Here is a 19485-nt window from a genome sequence, read left to right on the forward strand (position 1 = left end):
TCGATGGCACCTGATCCGCTGACGTCGGTCGTTCCCGCCGCCGACCTGGTCGCTGCACTGTCGGCCGCCGGACAGACGATAGCCACGGCGGAATCGCTGACTGCCGGGCTGCTCAGCGCCGCCATCGCGGGAGTTCCCGGTGCCAGTTCGGTGCTCCGCGGGGGACTGGTGCTCTACGCCACCGATCTGAAGAGTTCGCTCGGCGGCGTCGATGCGACTGTGCTCGCGTCCGACGGACCTGTCGCCGCGAATACGGCAGAACAGCTCGCGATCGGCGCTCTCGCGCGCTGTAGAGCCGATTGGGGTGTCGGCCTCACCGGTGTTGCTGGACCCGACAAGCAGGATGGACACGACGTCGGCACTGTGTTTCTCGCGATCGCCGGACCCGAGGGCACCGAGGTGGTGCGGCTGCAATTGGCGGGCAATAGATGGGAAATTCGCTTGGGCGCGGTATCGGCGGCGGTGTCGGAGTTGGTTCGGCGCGTTCGTGGCGGGGTATCGCGATAGGGTCGGGAACCAATCGGGGCGGCACGCGCGTTGAACTTACGAACAACTTTTTTCCACTTCGCGGCGTCGGCGCCGTATCGGTTTCGAGAAGGCGCCGTATGCGTTCGGAGAACGAGCAACCCGAATCACGTATCAGGAGGATCGAGATGACGCTGTTATTGCGAGAGGCAATCGGTGACAGCCTGCGTCGTACCCGGGTTTCACAGAGCCGGACACTGCGCGAAGTCTCCAATTCGGCACGAGTGAGCCTCGGCTACCTGTCCGAGGTAGAGCGTGGACGCAAAGAAGCGTCGAGTGAGCTGCTCGCCGCCATCTGCTCCGCGCTCGAAGTTCCGCTGCACGACGTGCTGACCGACGTGAGCGAATCCATGGCCGATGCACTGCGGGCGTCGACGGTTTCCGCAGACCGCGAGCCCGCCGCGACCAGGATCGCGGGCGAAACCAGGATCGTCATACCTGCGCCGAAGGCCCGCGCGCTCGCCGCGGCGTGATCGTGACGGGCACTTTCGCGGAGGAGTTGTCCTCCCGGCTGTGCTCGAGCGCAGAAACGGATAGATTCTTTCAGTGAAGGGCAGAACCATGTTCCGGTGCGTGACGGTCACGTATCGGGTCGCGTTGAGCGCGGCGCAGCAGATGGAGGCGGGATCAACCGATGGCTAATCCGTTCGTCAAGGCCTGGAAGTACTTGTTGGCCCTCTTCGATTCCAAGATCGAAGAGCACGCCGACCCCAAGGTCCAGATTCAGCAGGCGATCGAAGACGCACAGCGGCAGCATCAGGCGCTCTCGCAGCAGGCGGCCTCGGTCATCGGTAACCAGCGTCAGCTGGAGATGAAGCTGAACCGTCAACTCGACGAGGTCGAGAAGCTCAATGCCAATGCGCGCCAGGCCGTCACGCTCGCCGATCAGGCCAACCAGGCAGGCGATCAGGAGAAGGCGGTGCAGTACACCAACGCTGCCGAGGCATTCGCCGCCCAGCTGGTGACGGCCGAGCAGGGCGTCGAAGACCTCAAGGTTCTGCACGACCAGTCGCTACAGGCTGCCGCACAGGCGAAGAAGGCTGTCGAGCAGAACGCCATGGCATTGCAGTCGAAGGTGGCCGAGCGCACCAAGCTGCTCAGCCAGCTCGAGCAGGCGAAGATGCAGGAGAAGGTCAGCGAGTCGCTGCGGTCGATGGACAGCACGCTGTCCACCCCCGGCAACACGCCGAGCTTGGACGCGGTGCGCGACAAGATCGAGCGTCGCTACGCGGACGCCCTCGGCTCGGCGGAGCTTGCGCAGAACACCGTGCAGGGTCGCATGATGGAAGTTCAGCAGGCCAGCGTGCAGATGGCAGGCCACAGCAGGCTCGAGCAGATTCGTGCCTCGATGCAGGGTGGCGCGTTGCCGTCCGGTGGCGCTGCCGCTCCCGCCGCGGCTCCGCATACTCCGGCCGGACAGGGCGAGGCCACCCAGTAACACTGGGTCGGTTACACGATGCTGCGCGAGGTAGGCGAGTCGATGCTCGTCGCGGTTGCGCATTGGGCGCAACCGCGCGAGCGCGAACTTCGTAAGAGGCGTCGCGCCCGCAGGCGCAGCATCCGATACAGCGCGGCGACGGGCGTCACCGCCGTCGGCACCGCCGGGCTCGTTGCCGTCGCGGCGCCGGTGTGGGCCATCGTCGCGACCGGCGGTGGTGCGGCTGTGCTGGTTGTGCCTGCCGCTCTCGCAATTCGCAAGTACCGCAGACTGCGCTCGAAGCCCCTGCCCGAACCTGTTGCTCGCAAACGTGCTGTGCCCCCGCTGCTGTCGTCAGCGCGGGCGCCGATGCTTCGCCTGGTCCGTGCCGAGCGCAGCCTGCACGAGCTACTCGCCGTGATCGCGCGGTCGTCACCGGTCCCGGACGACGAACTCGCCGAGACCGACGAAACTGCCCGGTCCGCGGCGGCTGCCCTGCACGCGTTGGCGGCAGACATCGTCGCGATGGAACGGGCCGGTCGTTCGGCGGGCGCAGTCGCCGCTGATCTCGATGCCGCTGTCGCTGCTGCGGTCGCGCAGTTGGAATCCGGTGTTTCGGAATACGAAGAGTTGTTGGCCGCTGCCGCGCGGATGACGGTGCCGGTGGCTGCGGCGCCCAGATCTGCCATCGAGGCCGCGAGCATGGAGATGCGCTACGCGGCAGATCGACTGGACGGCTGGGCCGAGGGCCTCGCAGAGCTCGCCGGTCCACCCTTGCCTAGTCCTCTGCCTGTCACGCCGAGGGTGCCTGCTCCGGGTAAGCGTGCGTCGGGTTCGGGGTCCGAGCTGGTCGCGGACTCAGGGTAGTCCCTGATCTTTCCCTGATCTTGGGCTTGACCTGGTGCTTTACGTTGATTCCTCTGACAACATCGGTGTTACCGGATCCCAAAGGGTTGGCGATTCGAATCGAGCAAGCGGAGGCAGAAACAGTGTTCTGGAAAATCGTAGGAATCGTCGCCCTCATCTGGATCGCACTGGCGCTCGTCGGTGCGCTGATCAAGGGCCTGTTCTGGATCCTCGTCGTCAGCGCCGTTGTCTTCGGGCTCTACATGCTCTTCAAGGCAATATCGGGTTCCGACAAAAAGGATCTGACGCACATCTCGTAACGGGTGGATGCTGGTGCGATGGGCATGGAACCGTTACCTGAGCAGTGGCAGCGCGGCCTGGTGATCGCTGCGCATCCTGACGACATCGAGTACGGCACCGCCGCAGTGGTTGCCCGGTGGACCGAGCAGGGCAAAGACATCAGGTACGTGCTCGCCACCAGCGGCGAAGCCGGCATCGCAGGTCTCGATCCTGCGGAATCCGGTCCGCTGCGACAGCAAGAAGAAATCCGATCGGCGCACGTCGTCGGGGTCACCGAGGTGGAATTCCTCGGCCACCCCGACGGCGTCGTCGTATCCGGGCCTGCGTTGCGCCGCGATCTCGCAGCCGCGATCCGTCGACACCGACCGGACATGGTTGTCACGATGCATCACGGATTGACTTGGGGGCCAGGCCTTCTCAACAGCGCCGACCATCGCGCACTGGGAATATCGGCTCTCGACGCGGTATCGGACGCCGGGAACGAATGGATCTTCCCCGAGTTGCGCGAGGAAGGACTCGAACCGTGGACGTCCCGTTGGGCAGCGATAGCCAACCCGACGCCGTCGCATGCGGTCGATGTCACGGCGACGTTCGAACGCGGAGTCGCGTCGCTGTCCGAACACAAGCGCTATCTGGAGGCGCTCGATTCGACCCCCGTCGAGGAACACGCCCGCCGGGTCCTCGACATGGTGGCGGGGCCGATCGACGGATTCGACGCGGCTCACGCCGTGGGCTTCGAGCTGTTCACCTTTCGGGGCTGACAGCAGGCTCGGATCCCGTTTCACCGAGCCCGATGCGCTGCTGAATTCGCTGCATCCACGCGGGCGCCCACCAACAATCGTCGCCGAGCATCTTCATCACGGCCGGAACCAGCAGCATTCTGATCACGGTGGCGTCGAGCACCAGCGCCGCGATCAGCCCGAAGGCGATGTACTTCATCAGCACGATCTCGGAGAATCCGAACGCACCCGTGACCACGATCAGAATCAGCGCCGCAGCCGTGATGATGCGGCCGGTCTGTGCGGTACCCGTTCTGATCGCTTCCGTGGTTGTCGCACCGCGTTGGCGCGCTTCGATCATCCGAGACAGCAGGAACACTTCGTAGTCCGTCGACAAGCCGAACACGATCGCCAACAGCAGCGGGATGATCGGCGCCATCAACGGCACGGGCGTGAAGTTGGCGATCGAGGCACCGTGACCGTCGATGAATATCCACGTCAACACACCGAGGGTCGAGCCTAGGCTCAGAGCGCTCATCAGCACGGCCTTGATCGGCAGGATCAACGATCCGAACGCCAGGAACATCAGCACGATGGTCACGATGATGACGAACGCGGCCATCTGCAGCATCTTCGCGCCCATCGCGTCGATGCTGTCCTGGGTGATAGCGGGCGTGCCCCCGACCAATACCTGAACGCCGTCCGGCGGCTTGATCGCCCGCAGCGCATCGATCTGATCCTTCGGCTGGTCGCTGTCCTTCGGAACGGCGGTGAGCTGATCGACTCCGTTGGTGGTCTGCTGCGTGATCTGGAATTGGCCGGTGAAACCGGGGACGTTGTTGGCGGCCTTCTGAATCTGCACCAGCTGCGGGAAGGTGGCATTGCGGACGATCAGTTGGATGGGGTCGGTACGCAGAGTGGGGAACAGTTCGTCGAAATGTTCCTGCGCGACGCGAGTCGCATTCGCGGGCGGCAGGTACTTCTCGGTGATGCCTCCGAACTTGATGTTGGAGAACGGCGCGATCAGCAGCAGCAAGCCGATGATGATCGGAGCGGCAACTGCCGCAGGATGTTTCATCACCCAGCCCGCAAGCCTGCCCCAGAAACTCTGTTCCAGTTCTTCGCGGGTTCGGGTCACCCGCAGTCGGGCGATACCCAACGCGTCGACGCGCTTGCCCAACAACCCGAGCATGGCGGGGAGGACCGTGAGTGACGCGATCGCAGCGATGCCGACGGCGAAAATGGCGCCGTACGCCACCGATTTCAGGAAGCCCTGCGGGAACATCAGCGTTCCGCACATACAGACCACCAGCAGTGTGGCGGAGAACAACACGGTGCGCCCCGCCGTGGCAACCGTGCGTTCGATTGCCGCAGCCGTGGATCGGCCCTCGGCGATCTCCTCACGGAATCTACTGACGATGAACAGTCCGTAGTCGATGGCCAAGCCCAGCCCGATCAGCGTGACGACGTTGCCGACGAAGGTGTTGACTTCGATGAAATGGGTGAGTGCCCACGCCGCGCCCTGTGCGCCTGCGATGGTGAGCACGCCGATGATCACCGGTAGCAGTGCCGCAACCACGCCACCGAAGATGAAGAACAGCAGGATCGCCACCAGGGGTAGCGCGATCACCTCGGCGCGGTGCGTGTCGGCCGCAGTGCCGTCGGCGATGGCGTCGCCGATGGGCTGCAGACCGGAGACTTCGACCGTGACGCCCGGTATCTGGAACTCGTCCTTGATGGCTCGGTACTGGCTGAGGGTTTCGGTATCGCTGTTGCCGGTCAACTCGACGCGGGCGAAGGCGTGCTGCTTCGTCTTGTCGGCGAGCGCTGCCCCGTGATCGGGCCAGTAGCTCTGAATGGAGCCGACCTTGTCGGGGTTGGTCGACTTGATCTTGTTGAGGCTGTCCAGCACTTGTTGCCCGAACACCGGATCGTCGACGGTCTTACCGGTCGGCGCGGTATAGAGCGCGATGATGTCGCTGCCGTGGTCACGACCGAAGGTGGCGTCGGCGAGCACGGCCGCCTTCGACGAGTCCGAACCCGGATCGTCGTAGCCGCTCTGCGTCAGGCGGTCGTTGAGACCGAGCCCGAAAAACCCGCCGACCAGCAACGCGCCGACCATCACGATCAGCACCGGAAGCCGGTAGCGGAAGACGAACCGCCCCCATCGTGCGAACACATATCCTCCTCGGATCCCACACCACAGTGCCAGACGTTGCTGTATGCGCCGTTGACAGTCGGCGACGACGCCCTGTGGCAGGCTGGCCCTCGTGCGAGTCGCGGTGGTTGCCGGTCCCGATCCGGGGCATGCGTTTCCCGCTATTGCGTTGTGCCGGAAGTTTCGCGACGCGGGTGACAGCGTGGTGTTGTTCACCGGCTCGCGGTGGCTCGACGACGCCAAGCGAGCAGGCATCGATACCCAACGATTGAAGGGCCTCGCCCCACGCAGCGAAGACGACGACGCGGACATCGGTGCGCGGATCCACGAGCGGGCCGCCTACATCGCGACCGAGCTGCTGCCCGACCTGAGCGCAACCGTCCCCGACCTGGTGGTATCCGACATCCTCACCGCGGGTGGGGGATTGGCCGCCGAACGTCTCGACGTGCCCTGGGTGGAGTTGTCGCCGCACCCGCTCTACGCCCCGTCGAAGGGCCTGCCGCCGATCGGGAGCGGACTCGCGCCGGGGACGGGCGTCGGCGGGTGGGTGCGGGACACCCTGCTGCGCGCGGCGTCGGGTCGCTCGGTGCGGCGGGGGCTCGAACAGCGCAGCAGGGCGCGCGTGGGGATCGGGCTCCCTGCCACGGATCCGGGGCCGGCCGCCAAGCTCGTCGCGACAGTGCCCGCGTTGGAAGTGCCGCGACCCGACTGGCCGGCAAACGCGCACGTCGTGGGGCCGCTGCTGTGGGAGCCCACCGACGACTTGCTGGAATTGCCGCCCGGCGACAGCCCGCTCGTGATGGTCGCTCCGTCTACGGCGTTCACCGGCGCCGAAGGCATGGTCGAGACGGCATTGACCGCACTCGAAGGTGCCGGTGTGCGCGTCGCCGTGTCGATGATCGACGCGCCGCCCGCCGACCTGCCCGACTGGGCTACCGCCGGGCTTGGCAGACAGGACAAGTTGCTCGAAACGGCCGACGTCGTCGTGTGCGGTGCCGGTCACGGCCTCCTCGCCAAGGCACTACTGCACGGTGTTCCCGTTGTCGCGGTGCCCGGCGAGGGTGATCAGTGGGAGCTGGCGAATCGTGCCGCGCGGCAGGGGAGCGCCGTCGTGGTGCGTCCGTTGACACCGGAGTCCGTGCGGGACGCCGTTCGCCGAGTGCTCGACGAGCCGTCGTTCCGCGAAGCCGCAGCCCGCGCCGCCGCGACGGCGAAGAACCTCGCCGATCCGGTTGCCGTGTGCCACCGGGTGTTCGGCAGCTGATTCCCGGCGGCACGTACGGTGTCGGTGTGCGGCTGACCGAATTCCAGGAACTCGTTCACACCGAATTCGGCGTTGCCCGCGGTGACTCCCTCCTTGTCGATCATGTGCTCCTGAGCATGTCCGGCCGAACCGGTGCCCAGGCCATCGAGGCAGGCGTCGATCCTCGCGAGGTGTGGCGAGCATTGTGTGCCGAATTCGACGTGCCACGGAAGCGTTGGTAGCGCTTGTCGGACAGATGGTCACCTTCACACCGTCAGACGGAATCAAGGTGACCTTCGCTCACTCGCCTGCGCAATCCAGCGATCGTTCTGACGCGTGATTGTGATTGCGTGATCGAAGCAGTCGCTGATGTTCGCGGTGTTCAACACATCCACGATCGGACCCTGTGCCGATATCACGCCGTCGCGGATCAGCATCGCGTGCGTCGTCGTCACTGGAATTTCCTCCAGGTGATGGGTCACCAGAATGCTCGCCACCGCCGGGTACTCGACGCGGAGGTCGTCGAGTGCGGTGAGCAGCTGCTCGCGCGCCGCCAGATCGAGTCCGGTCGCAGGCTCGTCGAGCAGTAGCAGCGACGGATCGACCATCAGCGCACGCGCGATCAGGGCCCTGCCGCGCTCGCCTTGGGAGAGGGTTTGCCAGTGCGCATCGATTCGGGCGGACATGCCGAGTGAGGCGGCGAGCGTCTCGGCGAGCTCGATCTGGTCCGGTGTCGGCGCCCACCGCGGGATGAATTCCGGCGTGTTGGTGAGACCGGTCAGCACCACGTCGCGGACCGTCAACGGCGCCCGGACGGTGTGCCGCGGATCGACGTGGCCGATGTGCGATCGCAGCTCCCGCATGTCGACCCGGCCCAGCTGATGGCCGAGTACGTGGACCACGCCGTGGGTGGGGTGGGCGAAGGCGCCCAGCAGGCTCAACAGCGTGCTCTTACCTGCGCCGTTTGCACCGAGGAGTACCCAATGCTGGCCGTGCTCGACGTGAAGGGTGATGTCGCGCAACAGGTATCGGCCATCTCGCACGAAGTCGACGTGTCGGGCGCTCAGCACGTACTCGGTGTCGTCGGTTGTCGGAGTCACGGGGTGGAATCTACCGGCGTGTCGATGTGCGATGTAGTTGACTCGAACAGGTGTTCCCTTATGCTGGGCTGACAAGCGATGGCAGCCAAGAAGCGAACTTGTCGGTACCTGGTTCTAACGTAACCGTCAATCGCTGGATTAGAACCTATGAAGGGGAACGACATGGCACCACAGGCGCACGATCGCGACAAAGCCCTCGATCTCGCTTTGGCTCAGATCGACAAGAATTTCGGTAAGGGTTCGGTGATGCGGCTGGGCGAAGAGGTTCGCCAGCCCATCGCGGTGATCCCCACCGGTTCCATCGCACTCGATGTGGCGCTCGGCATCGGCGGGCTGCCGCGCGGCCGAGTCATCGAGGTCTACGGCCCGGAATCGTCGGGTAAGACCACGGTGGCGCTGCACGCTGTTGCCAGCGCGCAGGCTGCGGGAGGTATCGCGGCCTTCATCGACGCCGAGCACGCACTCGATCCCGACTACGCACAGAAGTTGGGTGTCGACACCGACGCCCTGCTGGTCTCGCAGCCGGACACCGGTGAGCAGGCGCTCGAAATCGCCGACATGCTGATCCGTTCCGGCGCGCTGGACATCCTGGTCATCGACTCCGTGGCCGCACTCGTGCCGCGCGCCGAGATCGAGGGCGAAATGGGCGACAGCCACGTCGGCCTGCAGGCTCGTCTGATGAGCCAGGCGCTGCGCAAGATGACGGGTGCCATGAACAATTCCGGTACCACCGTCATCTTCATCAACCAGCTGCGCGAGAAGATCGGCGTCATGTTCGGTTCACCCGAAACCACCACGGGCGGTAAGGCTCTCAAGTTCTACGCCTCGGTTCGCCTCGACATCCGTCGCATCGAGACACTCAAGGACGGCACCGACGCCATCGGTAACCGCACCCGCGTCAAGGTCGTCAAGAACAAGGTTGCGCCACCGTTCAAGCAGGCCGAATTCGACATCATCTACGGCAAGGGCATCAGCCGTGAAGGCTCGTTGATCGACATGGGTGTGGAGCACGGCTTCATCCGCAAGTCGGGCTCGTGGTTCACCTACGAGGGTGATCAGCTGGGCCAGGGCAAGGAGAACGCCCGCAAGTTCATGTTGGAGAACACCGATATCCGCGACGAGATCGAGAAGAAGATCAAGGAGAAGCTGGGCATCGGTGCCGATGTGAGGGCAGAAGAGCCGGCACCGGCGCCGGTCGACTTCTAGAGCCGACCCGGTGGCGCGCAGAGACGCCCGCGACAACACTGCTCGAGACAAGCCCTCAGGTGGGAGCGAGACGCAGGCAAAGGATGTCTGCCTGCGTCTGCTCTCCGACCGGGCGCGTAGTCGCTCCGAACTGGAACAGAGCTTGGCCAAGAAGGGGTACACCGCCGACATCGCGGAGAGTGCTCTGGATCGGCTTGCGCAGGTCGGTTTGATCGACGACGCGGCTTTCGCCGAGCAGTGGGTGCACTCGCGGCACACCTTCTCCGGCAAAGGCCGTCAGGCGCTGGCTTTGGAGTTGCGACGCAAAGGCGTCGGCAAAGAAGAAGCCGCCGGCGCCCTGGAGCAGATCTCCGCCGACGACGAACGCGAGCGGGCCGCCGAACTGGTACGCAAGAAACTGCGCACCCTTTCGGTACCCGACGACACGGGGGAGCGGGACAAGACGGTACGCAAGCTGGTCGGGATGCTCGCGCGCCGCGGATACGGGCAGGGTATGGCATTCGACGTCGTCAAAACCGCACTCGCGCAGATCGGCTCCGCTACCGACGACCTCGTCGACGAATAGCTGCGGGGTAGCATTCGGCGCAGTTTCGGTGTCACCGGACCTAAGGGCGAACAAGGGAGTCCGGGATGGCTGAGTCGGCCATGGATCGGCTGTGTGATGAGACGGGTTTGACACGCGCCGGCGTCGAGGCGCTCGGCGAACTCGACGAAGGGCAGCTGGACACACTGCTGGCGGCCTACCGTAACGCCGCCGCCACGCGGAAGACCGAACTCGAGACCGCTACCGACGACGGGTTGAAAGTCATTCCGCGCCTGATCCGTCCGGCCGTCAAACGCCTCCTCTCCTGATACCGGAAAGTCGCCTCATGTCGAGCCTTGCCGCTCGCGCCGAAGTCGTGAAACTCGCGCGCGAATTGTCTTTGCAGCCAGAAGAACTCGAGTTTCTGCAGAGTTCGTCGCCGGACGCCCTCCGAGCGTTTCGCCGAGAAGTAATGACGCAGCTGGATGCTCCGTACCGTCAGACGTTTGCGCTGCTCGCCAAAGCGACTGGGCTGATTCCGAATTCGATTGCGGCCAAGATCGCAACTCGGTATTTCGGTCCGCTGCTCTGCGGGAAGGTCGCCGCCGAACTCGACCCGGAACGTGCGTCGAAGCTGATCGGCCACTTCCCAGTGGAATTCCTCGCAGACACCACCGGCTACATCGATCCGGACGCCGCCACGTCCTTGATTCGCGGACTCGACACCGAGATCATGGTGCCGCCGATGAAGGAACTGTTGCGCCGCAAAGACTATGTGACGTTGGCGCGCTTCATGTCTGCCGTCACCGAGGATCAATTGCGAAGTTTCGTCCCGCTGGTGGAGACCGGCGAAGACTTACTGATGACCGCGTTCAATGCCGAAGTGATGGATCGCTTCGAGGTGGTGTTGGCCGACCTGCCGGTCGACCGAATCCAGTCGATCATGCAGGCGGCCGTCGACAACGACCAGTTCGTCGAAGCCTTGACGTTCATGCAGTTCCTCAGCCGCCCGACGCTGACTCGCGTAGCCGACGCCACCTCCGCGATGGGACCCGACGTCGTGACAGCGATGATCGAGGCAGCGCATCGGGCCGATGGCTGGGCCGAACTGATCCCTGTGGTGTCCGCGATGTCGGACGAGAACCTGAAAGCTCAGGCCGGTCTCGATCTCTGGGACGACGACAAGCTGACCGCATGCATTCGTGCTGCCCGGTCGCATGATCTGTGGGACGACCTTCGCAGGATGGTCGGCGCCATGGACGACGACGGCCTGCACACGCTCGCTGCACTCCCGCCGGCGTCCGAACCCGATGTGCAGGCAGCGATCGGCGATCTGCTGCCCACCGCCCCCTGAGTCAGGGTGTTCCGGGCGCGCCACCGATACCCATGCCGGGGACTCCGCCGCCGATCCCGCCCGCAGCGACCACCGCTCGGGTGCCCTTGCCCTTCTTGCTGGAGCGGAGCCGCTGCTCCAGCTTGGTGGCGATGATGGTGAGCGTGGTGTTCAGCACGATCATGATGGCCGCGACCACGATCAGCGCAGGTAGGTAATTGCCGAAGTAGGCACCCAACTGCTGGCCGGAGCGCACTACCTCGATATAGCCGATCAGGTAGCCGAGCGCTGAATCCTTCAGTGCCACCACCATTTGCGAGACCAGCGCGGGCAGCATGGCGGTGACCGCCTGCGGCAGCAGGATGGTGCGCATGATCAGACCTTTACGCATGCCGAGCGCTGCGGCCGCCTCGGTCTGTCCCTTCGGCAACGACTTGATGCCTGCGCGCACGATCTCCGCGACCACCGAACCGTTGTAGAGCGTCAGACCGGTGACCACCGCGGCCAGAGCGAGATCTTTCGACTTGAACACCTCGTACTGCGCGAACAACTGGTACGAGAAGATCATCAGAATCAGCACCGGTACGGCGCGAAACAGTTCGACGATGGCACCGGAGATCATGCGAACGACGCGGTGATCGGAGAGTCGACCTATGCCGAGGACCGCGCCGAGGATCAAGGCGAACACGATCGAGATCGCTGCCGCGATCAGCGTGCCCTTGATGCCGGGTAGCAAGTAGGTGGTCCAGGAATCGGCGTCGGTGAACGGACTCCACTTGGCCGACGTCAGTTGGCCCTTGTCGTCGAGCGCGCGGTAGACCAGGTAGGCGATACCTACGAGAACGATGGCGACAACGCCCGAGAGCACATTGTTGCGCAGCCTGGAGCGGGGACCGGGCGCGTCGTAGAGGACGGTGGCGCGCGAAGAGCTCCCAGAATCACTTCGAAATTTCACCGCGCCACCTCGAATCGCCTGCTGAGATAGCCGAACAGCAGTCCGGTGGGCAATGTCAGGCAGATGAACCCGAGCGCGAAGATTCCGCCGACCACGAAGATGGCGGCCTCGTTCTCGATCATCTCCTTCATCAGCAACGCTGCCTCCGATACGCCGATCACGGCCGCAATGGTGGAGTTCTTGGTCAAGGCGATCAGCACACTGCCGAGCGGCGCGATCACAGCGCGAAATGCTTGCGGCAACACGATCAGCCGTAGGTTCTGCGAGAACGTGAGGCCCAACGACCGACCGGCTTCGGCCTGGCCGACGTCGACCGTGTTGATGCCTGAGCGCAGCGACTCGCAGACGAACGCTGCCGTGTAAATGCTCAGACCCAGCACTGCCAAGCGAAAGTTGTTGTCCACCAAGCCGGTCGACGACTTCTGATCGGCGAGGCTGACTCCCATCGTCTGGAACAGGCCGAACGAGCAGAAGATGATGATGAGCGTCAGGGGAGTGTTGCGGAAGATCGTCACGTAGGTGGTACCGATCCAGCGGGCGACGGGCACCGGCGAGACGCGCATGGCCGCAACGATGGTGCCGAGGATCAAAGCGCCCACCGCGGACAACGCGGTCAATTTGATCGTCATCCAGAACGCGTCGATCAGTTGATCGCCGTACTTGCTGACCAGGTCCACGTGACCTTCCTTAGCGCGAGTGAGCTGGTATCCGGTGAGCGCGCCGCCGAGTAGGCAGCGCGCTCACCGGAGATCGGTGATGGTGAGAACTCAGTACCGATCGACGGTCGGCGGTGCGGGCAGCGGGTAGCCCGAGGGTCCGACCGTGGCTTCGAACGCCTTCTGCCAGGAGCCGTCCTTGATCATCTCGTCGATGGCGTCGTTGATCTTGCCGCGAGTTGCGGTGTCGCCCTTGGCCAATCCGATGCCGTACTTCTCGGTGGTGAACGGCTTACCGACCACCTTCAGCTGACCCGGGAATTGTGCGGCGTAGCCGGCCAGAATGATGTCGTCGGTGGTGACGGCGTCAACGGCACCGTTACGCAGCGCCTCGACGCACGCCGAGTAGGTGTCGAATTCCTGCAGCTGAACGTCCTTGGCGTACTTGTCCTTGACGTTCTGCGCGGGTGTCGACCCGCTGACGGAGCACAGTCGCTTCCCGCCGTTGAGCGATTCAGGGCCGGTGATGTCGGTGTTGTCGGCCTTGACCAGCAGCGACTGCCCGGCAATGAAATACGGTCCGGCGAAGTCGACCTTCTGCTTGCGGGCGTCCGTGATGGAGTAGCTGGCAACGATGAAGTCGACCTCACCGTTCTGGATCAGCGTCTCGCGCTGCGCCGAGGGCGATTCCTTGAATGTGATGCCGTCGGGCTTGACGCCCAGCTTGCCTGCGACGTACTTGGCGACCTCGACGTCGAAGCCGGAGTAGGTGTTGTCCGGGTTGCGCTGTCCGATGCCGGGCTGGTCGTACTTGATACCGACGGTCAGCTTGCCGCTGGCGGCGCTGTCCGACGCGTTCTTCTCTTCGCCGCCACCGCAGCCCGCGGCCACGATCGCCAACGCCATGACGCCGATACCGAAACGTATCGAGCGATTGATCCTCATCCGAGCTCCTCCAGTGTGGTGAACATATTTCGACTACGGCTTAGTGACTGAGAATTTTCCCGAGGAAGTCTTTGGCCCGATCAGACGTCGGGTGTGTGAAAAAGCTCTCCGGATCGGTGTCTTCGACGATCTCGCCGTCGGCCATGAAGATCACCCGGTTGCCTGCGCGGCGCGCGAAGCCCATCTCGTGTGTGACGACGAGCATGGTCATGCCCTCGTGGGCCAACGAGGTCATCACGTCGAGCACCTCGTTGACCATCTCCGGGTCGAGCGCCGAGGTGGGCTCGTCGAACAGCATGACCTTCGGATTCATGGCCAGCGCCCGCGCGATCGCGACGCGCTGCTGTTGACCGCCCGACAGCTGTGCCGGATATTTGTCGGCCTGATTGGCGATGCCGACACGTTCGAGGAGCCGCAGCGCGTTGTCCTTGGCTTCGGTCTTGCTCTGCTTACGCACTTTGGTGGGTGCGAGCATCACGTTCTGCAGAATTGTCTTGTGCGCGAAGAGATTGAACGATTGGAAGACCATTCCGACATCCGCGCGGAGCCCGGCCAACGCTTTGCCCTCCGACGGCAGCACCTTGCCGTCGACGGCGATGGCTCCAGAGTCGATCGGCTCCAAGCGGTTGATAGTTCGGCACAGTGTCGACTTACCCGAACCGGACGGTCCGAGGACGATCACCACCTGCCCGACCGGCACTTCGATATTTATGTTCTGCAACACGTGCAGCTCACCGAAATGCTTCTCCACCGACTGCATCGAGATCATCGATTTGGTGCCGGAACCGATCTCGCCCTCGCCTAGCGTCATAGTCGATGACCTTATGCGCGATTTGCCCGATTGCCGGACTTTTCGGGCGATATCGTCCGCCGCGCGACAAGAAATTAACGTGGGCGACGTCGGCGTGACGATTCGGGCAGGTCGCTTGCTGGGGAAGCGGCACACATCCGGTGGCCTACCCTGAACACGTGGATACGATCGACCGAGTACCAGCGACGACGGCGGCCGCCGGCACCGCTGGCGGGCGCAGCTACGAGGTGCGCACGTACGGCTGCCAGATGAACGTGCACGATTCCGAGCGCTGAACTGGCTGGTCAGAGCGTGTAGTTTCTTCCAAATCAGGGAGAAACGTGGATATTCGTACGCTGTGCGAACAAGTTGGTCGCGAAAAGAACCTCAGACAGGGCACGATCTTCAGCTCCAGAAGACTGCTACTTGGTCTAGGCGTCACAGATGACTCACTCGGCAGAAAAGATCTAGAGTCCCGGCTGTTCGAGCTGGACAACCCGTCTACGCGCAGAGCAGTAATTGCCATCCGGTCGGTGCTAGGTCATCCGATCAAGATCCCGAAGGCACCGAAGCGTGTCTATGTGCTTCCCGACGAGTCCACACTTCGGCTAGCGCTGATGACTTCACCGCACGAGGTTCGAGGGTTGCTGATGATGTACGCGGGTCTGCGAATCGGTGAAGCCTGTGCCGTGACTGCCAAAGCGGTGAACGGTGATCGGCCGTTGGTAGATCGCCAGATTGTCGAGCTGTACGCATCGCCTAGAGAGACCGGTAGGGATTCGGATCGAGTCAGACGCGTTGGTCCGGTCAAGTGCACAGAGGCATCGATAGTGATCCGGGCAGTCCCGAACGGGCGGGACCAGTATTATGCGGTAGACGGTGGCGTAGTGATATTCAATGTGTCAGGAGTCAAAGCTCAGATCGATCAGCTAGGCAACCTTGTGTGCCATGTTGCGTATTTAGAGTACTATGCAACGCTCGATGCAAACGAAGTCGCACATTGATATAATAGATCTCTAGCAATAAATACTCACTTATTGTCTCCTTTCGCAGAGCCCGTCAGTGTTTCGTAGCGCTAGGCGGGTTCTGTTATGAGCAAGTCTAGTTTTGATTCACTTGAGTATCAATTGGACTATCGTCTGCGTCGAGCGTTGACGGTGACTCGTTAAATTTTGAGGGTGGTTCGGCAGAATCAACGTCGTCACCTCGATACTTGGACAGTGACGAATGCAGCGCAGACATTTTCTTTTCAAGCGAATCGTACTGTGCGTTTGCCATTTCAAGCTCTCGACTGGCGAGCAAGCCAACTTTGAAGATCGCTTCTGTAAATTCGCCGATTTGGCTACTTACCGCCCCCACCTTTTCCGGGTCATAGCCAGATACAAGGGAGTAGCATTTCTTGTTGATGTTGTAGGTCAATCTCACAGCGTCGCCGTAAGCCTGTTGAAGTCCCGCTGTTGTCAATGTTGAGTACTTGTAGTGATTTGAGAATAGTCGCTGAATAGCTTGATGCATGTTCTGCATGGCCGTCTTGCGGTTCTCCTCAGAAGTATTTGGATACGTCATGTAGTGAGCAGTTAGTCGAACGTAGTCGAGTTGATTGGTTGTTCTTGTCACCAATTTGAGAATTTCCTGCCTCCGCCACTGTTCGCGTTCGCGAATGTCAGCCTTCTCATTGTTGGTGCTCTCGCGTTTATCTAGTCGACTGTTGTTGTAGTACGTGGACCAGATTGAGAAGCCAATAGAAGTTGCACCGATCAAGGCCGTGACGCCCGAGATGATCGCTACTGCGATGAAATATCCGATTGGCACAGTACTTGGCATGAACACAAGTTAGCCGGGTCGGTATCGGTCCGTCGGCTTCGACACGTTCCGGGATATCGGCGACGCCTGAGGCGGCGGATCTGACGTTGAAATGTGACCCACGACACGCCGAGGCACGCCGTCAATTTTGTCTTATGACGCTTCGCGACCTGGGAATTTCATCGATGTGACTCGCAACATGTCGTGTTTGCATTTTCTGTCGGCCACAAGATGTAGGGTTGAAAGACCGATAGCCCCGGCTCAAGTCCGGTGGTGGACCTGGTACGGAGCTGGACGGCTGAACTCTTGGCGGGGTTCTCAGTCGAACCTAGCGCCTTGCCGACGATCTTCGCAAAAGAAGCGAGAATCGCGGTCCTCCAACTTTCGTTATCGGTTGGAAAGGCTCAGGTCATGAATCGCAATGAACGGCACGTTGTGCCGAGTCCTAATGGTGGCTGGGATATTCGGAAGCCTGACTCTGGCAGGTCCAGTGGGCATACGGACACCCAGAGCGAAGCGATCAACCGTGCGCGGGAGATCGTTCACAACACCGGAGGTGGGGAAGTGGTGATTCATCGTCCCAACGGCCAGATCCGGGATTCTGACACCATCGCTCCCGGTAACGACCCGTTTCCGCCGAAGGGCTGAGGCCGATGGCTACCAAGCGGGTCGCCATCAAGCCGGGGCAGCGTAAGACCATTACGGTGCCCGGTCCCATCAAGAAGATCACGATCACGCGGAAGCCTGGTCGGTAGGCAGTCCGTTCTAGGGCAAATCCCCAGGTCGATACTTGGCCTGGGGATTTGGTCGTTCTGTCGGCATTTGAACCTCTGATCAGGGCGAACGTAGTTGAATTTCTGTGAGTTACCCTTAGTTGTGTCAATGAAGTCCGATGAAACTGCACGACCGCAGGAGCGCAGCTACGAGGTGCGCACGTACGGCTGCCAGATGAACGTGCACGATTCCGAGCGCCTCGCGGGCCTCCTCGAAGACGCCGGCTACGTCAAGGCGACAGCGGGTTCTGCAGCCGATCTGGTCGTCTTCAACACCTGCGCCGTGCGCGAGAACGCCGACAACAAGCTCTACGGCAACCTGGGTCAGCTTCGACCGGCCAAGGACGACAACCCCGACATGCAGATCGCCGTCGGCGGTTGTCTTGCACAGAAGGACCGCGACGTCGTCGTGAAGAAGGCGCCGTGGGTGGACGTGGTGTTCGGCACCCATAACATCGGGTCGCTGCCGACGCTGCTCGAACGCGCTCGTCACAACCACGAAGCCGAGGTGGAAATTCTCGAGTCGCTGGAGGCATTCCCGTCGACCCTTCCCGCCAAGCGGGAATCCGCATACGCGGGCTGGGTGTCGATTTCGGTGGGCTGCAACAACACGTGCACGTTCTGCATCGTGCCCGCGCTGCGCGGCAAAGAGGTGGACCGCAGGCCCGGCGACGTGCTTGCCGAAGTGCAGGCGCTGGTGAGCCAGGGCGTACTGGAAGTGACGTTGCTCGGACAGAACGTCAACGCCTACGGCGTCTCGTTCGCCGACCCCGCGGCACACAACGATCGCGGCGCGTTCGCGAAATTGCTGAGCGCCTGCGGAGACATCGACGGGCTAGAGCGGGTGCGCTTCACCTCGCCGCACCCGGCGGAATTCACCGACGACGTGATCGACGCGATGGCGAATACGCCCAACGTGTGCCCGCAGCTGCACATGCCGCTGCAGTCGGGATCGGATCGAGTGCTGCGGGCGATGCGTCGCTCGTACCGCAAGGATCGGTTTCTCGGCATCATCGACAAGGTGCGGGCCGCCATGCCGCACGCATCGATCACCACCGATATCATCGTCGGCTTCCCGGGGGAGACCGAAGAGGACTTCCAGGAGACGCTCGACGTGATTCGGCGCGCTCGTTTCACCAACGCGTACACGTTTCAGTATTCGAAGCGTCCGGGAACGCCCGCGGCCGAGATGCCGGATCAGGTGCCGAAAGCTGTTGTGCAGGAACGCTACATGCGCCTGATCGAGTTGCAGGAACAGGTCGCCCTCGAGGAGAACCAGAAATTGATCGGAGCAGAGGTGGAGCTGTTGGTAGCCGACGGTGGTGGCAGAAAGAATGCCGCTACCGAGCGGATGAGTGGACGTGCCCGCGACGGTCGGTTGGTGCATTTCCGTCCGAGTGGATCGATCCGACCCGGTGACCTGGTCACCACCGATGTCACCGCCGCGGCGCCGCATTTCTTGATCGCCGACCGGCAGATTCGCAGCCATCGTCGGACCGCCGCGGGTGACGCCTTCGAGAGGGGAATCACGCCGACGACGCAGCCGATCGGCGTCGGCCTCGGTCTCCCACAGGTCGGCGCGCCGACCCCCGAACCCGCCGTCATGGGGTGCAGCCGATGAGCGAGAACAATTCTGCCGAGCCGTTCGAGCAGTTCAGGGCCGACGTCGACGCCGTCGAGAAGAAGATGGCAGGCGAGATCGACCCCGGTGTGCGAGCCGTCGTTGTCGCGGTGCTGGTCGTGATCTTGCTGGCGTCCCTTGCGTTGCCGCACACCGGCGGGGCAAAGGGCTACGACGTCCTGATGGGCAACGACGTCGCGCTCGGCGAGTCGATCGCCTTGCCGTCGCGGGTGTTCACCTGGTTCGCCCTGGTCTTCGGTGTCGTCGTGTCGATGCTCGCGTTGACCACTCGTCGCTGGGTGCTTGCCTGGATCGCGGTGTGCGGATCCGCGGTCGCCACCGTCTTCGGCATGCTGTCGATCTGGTCGCGTCAGACCCTCGGCGTGAACGTCCACGGCGGCGGCGTCGGAATCGGCCTGGTCATCGGCTGGATCGCCGTCGCCGCTCTCACCTTCCACTGGTTACGCGTGGTGTGGAGCAGGACGGCGTTGCAGCTCGAAGCCGAGGAGCAACGCCGCATCGCCTCGAAGGCAGAAGACGATCATCGCGCAAGTTGGCGCGACAAGGCCTGA

Annotated in this window: 23 protein-coding genes; 16 read left to right on the forward strand and 7 right to left on the reverse strand. The window is 62.9% G+C overall.

The annotated features are described in order from the left end of the window. Positions 1 to 3: 3 nt before the first annotated feature. The 6 genes from FOY51_RS07900 to FOY51_RS07920 all read left to right on the forward strand — a co-directional run bounded on the left by FOY51_RS07900 (position 4) and on the right by FOY51_RS07920 (position 3849). On the forward strand, positions 4 to 507 hold the full coding sequence (locus FOY51_RS07900) for a CinA family protein (RefSeq protein ID WP_149429673.1): 504 nt from the start codon (positions 4 to 6) through the stop codon (positions 505 to 507). A 146-nt stretch (positions 508 to 653) separates the two neighbouring features. Next, positions 654 to 998 (forward strand): helix-turn-helix domain-containing protein, encoded by a 345-nt coding sequence (locus FOY51_RS07905; protein ID WP_149429674.1) that lies wholly within the window; start codon positions 654 to 656, stop codon positions 996 to 998. A gap of 161 nt (positions 999 to 1159) precedes the next feature. Beyond that, a complete protein-coding gene (locus tag FOY51_RS07910) occupies positions 1160 to 1963 on the forward strand; it encodes a PspA/IM30 family protein (protein WP_149429675.1) in 804 nt (267 codons plus the stop codon). Between the two features lie 18 nt (positions 1964 to 1981). After that, on the forward strand, positions 1982 to 2809 hold the full coding sequence (gene pspM, locus FOY51_RS07915; protein WP_187776238.1) for a phage shock envelope stress response protein PspM: 828 nt from the start codon (positions 1982 to 1984) through the stop codon (positions 2807 to 2809). Between the two features lie 122 nt (positions 2810 to 2931). Continuing rightward, positions 2932 to 3108: a hypothetical protein gene (locus FOY51_RS27145; protein WP_187776239.1), complete on the forward strand. Its 177-nt coding sequence runs from the start codon at positions 2932 to 2934 to the stop codon at positions 3106 to 3108. Between the two features lie 24 nt (positions 3109 to 3132). Then, entirely contained in the window at positions 3133 to 3849 is a 717-nt protein-coding gene (locus tag FOY51_RS07920) for a PIG-L deacetylase family protein (RefSeq protein ID WP_149429676.1), read from the forward strand. On the opposite strand, the gene FOY51_RS07925 is transcribed toward FOY51_RS07920, so the two are convergent. Next, positions 3833 to 5986, reverse strand: a complete 2154-nt coding sequence (locus tag FOY51_RS07925) for an MMPL family transporter (RefSeq protein ID WP_149429677.1) — start codon at positions 5984 to 5986, stop codon at positions 3833 to 3835. The genes FOY51_RS07920 and FOY51_RS07925 overlap by 17 nt on opposite strands. Before the next feature lie 91 nt (positions 5987 to 6077). Between FOY51_RS07925 and FOY51_RS07930 the strand changes: the two genes are divergently transcribed. Then, positions 6078 to 7229 (forward strand): glycosyltransferase, encoded by a 1152-nt coding sequence (locus FOY51_RS07930; protein WP_149429678.1) that lies wholly within the window; start codon positions 6078 to 6080, stop codon positions 7227 to 7229. Between the two features lie 26 nt (positions 7230 to 7255). Then, complete coding sequence (locus FOY51_RS07935) at positions 7256 to 7450, forward strand: DUF3046 domain-containing protein (protein WP_149430026.1); 195 nt, start codon at positions 7256 to 7258, stop codon at positions 7448 to 7450. 42 nt (positions 7451 to 7492) lie between these two features. On the opposite strand, the gene FOY51_RS07940 is transcribed toward FOY51_RS07935, so the two are convergent. After that, on the reverse strand, positions 7493 to 8308 hold the full coding sequence (locus FOY51_RS07940) for an ABC transporter ATP-binding protein (protein ID WP_149429679.1): 816 nt from the start codon (positions 8306 to 8308) through the stop codon (positions 7493 to 7495). A 162-nt stretch (positions 8309 to 8470) separates the two neighbouring features. On the opposite strand from FOY51_RS07940, the gene recA reads away from it, so the two are divergent. From recA to FOY51_RS07960, 4 genes are all read left to right on the forward strand, one after another. Continuing rightward, a complete protein-coding gene (recA, locus tag FOY51_RS07945; RefSeq protein WP_149429680.1) occupies positions 8471 to 9514 on the forward strand; it encodes a recombinase RecA in 1044 nt (347 codons plus the stop codon). 10 nt (positions 9515 to 9524) lie between these two features. Then, complete coding sequence (gene recX, locus FOY51_RS07950) at positions 9525 to 10079, forward strand: recombination regulator RecX (RefSeq protein ID WP_149429681.1); 555 nt, start codon at positions 9525 to 9527, stop codon at positions 10077 to 10079. 65 nt (positions 10080 to 10144) lie between these two features. Beyond that, a complete protein-coding gene (locus tag FOY51_RS07955) occupies positions 10145 to 10366 on the forward strand; it encodes a hypothetical protein (protein ID WP_149429682.1) in 222 nt (73 codons plus the stop codon). A 17-nt stretch (positions 10367 to 10383) separates the two neighbouring features. Then, positions 10384 to 11391 carry a hypothetical protein gene (locus tag FOY51_RS07960; RefSeq protein WP_149429683.1) on the forward strand — a complete coding sequence of 336 codons (1008 nt, stop codon included), beginning with the start codon at positions 10384 to 10386 and terminating at the stop codon, positions 11389 to 11391. A gap of 1 nt (position 11392) precedes the next feature. Here FOY51_RS07960 and FOY51_RS07965 read toward each other — a convergent pair whose 3' ends face one another. From FOY51_RS07965 to FOY51_RS07980, 4 genes are all read right to left on the reverse strand, one after another. Beyond that, entirely contained in the window at positions 11393 to 12325 is a 933-nt protein-coding gene (locus tag FOY51_RS07965; protein ID WP_149429684.1) for an amino acid ABC transporter permease, read from the reverse strand. Then, entirely contained in the window at positions 12322 to 13002 is a 681-nt protein-coding gene (locus FOY51_RS07970; protein WP_149429685.1) for an amino acid ABC transporter permease, read from the reverse strand. Before FOY51_RS07970 ends, FOY51_RS07965 begins: the two co-directional genes overlap by 4 nt. A gap of 90 nt (positions 13003 to 13092) precedes the next feature. Further along, the gene (locus tag FOY51_RS07975; RefSeq protein WP_149429686.1) at positions 13093 to 13926 is read right to left on the reverse strand and encodes a glutamate ABC transporter substrate-binding protein; all 834 of its coding nucleotides are present in this window, start codon (positions 13924 to 13926) and stop codon (positions 13093 to 13095) included. Positions 13927 to 13966: 40 nt separating this feature from the next. After that, positions 13967 to 14695 carry an amino acid ABC transporter ATP-binding protein gene (locus FOY51_RS07980; protein ID WP_149430027.1) on the reverse strand — a complete coding sequence of 243 codons (729 nt, stop codon included), beginning with the start codon at positions 14693 to 14695 and terminating at the stop codon, positions 13967 to 13969. A 362-nt stretch (positions 14696 to 15057) separates the two neighbouring features. Between FOY51_RS07980 and FOY51_RS07985 the strand changes: the two genes are divergently transcribed. Further along, a complete protein-coding gene (locus tag FOY51_RS07985; protein WP_149429687.1) occupies positions 15058 to 15720 on the forward strand; it encodes a site-specific integrase in 663 nt (220 codons plus the stop codon). A gap of 97 nt (positions 15721 to 15817) precedes the next feature. Here FOY51_RS07985 and FOY51_RS07990 read toward each other — a convergent pair whose 3' ends face one another. Beyond that, complete coding sequence (locus FOY51_RS07990; RefSeq protein WP_149429688.1) at positions 15818 to 16540, reverse strand: hypothetical protein; 723 nt, start codon at positions 16538 to 16540, stop codon at positions 15818 to 15820. 390 nt (positions 16541 to 16930) lie between these two features. On the opposite strand from FOY51_RS07990, the gene FOY51_RS07995 reads away from it, so the two are divergent. From FOY51_RS07995 to FOY51_RS08005, 3 genes are all read left to right on the forward strand, one after another. Further along, complete coding sequence (locus FOY51_RS07995) at positions 16931 to 17167, forward strand: DUF2188 domain-containing protein (RefSeq protein WP_149429689.1); 237 nt, start codon at positions 16931 to 16933, stop codon at positions 17165 to 17167. Positions 17168 to 17401: 234 nt separating this feature from the next. Then, entirely contained in the window at positions 17402 to 18913 is a 1512-nt protein-coding gene (miaB, locus tag FOY51_RS08000) for a tRNA (N6-isopentenyl adenosine(37)-C2)-methylthiotransferase MiaB (protein ID WP_149429690.1), read from the forward strand. Beyond that, positions 18910 to 19485, forward strand: a complete 576-nt coding sequence (locus FOY51_RS08005; RefSeq protein WP_149429691.1) for an Rv2732c family membrane protein — start codon at positions 18910 to 18912, stop codon at positions 19483 to 19485. The genes miaB and FOY51_RS08005 overlap by 4 nt, the downstream gene beginning before the upstream one ends.

This window comes from Antrihabitans cavernicola (genome assembly GCF_008297975.1).
Classification (GTDB): Bacteria; Actinomycetota; Actinomycetes; order Mycobacteriales; family Mycobacteriaceae; genus Antrihabitans; species Antrihabitans cavernicola.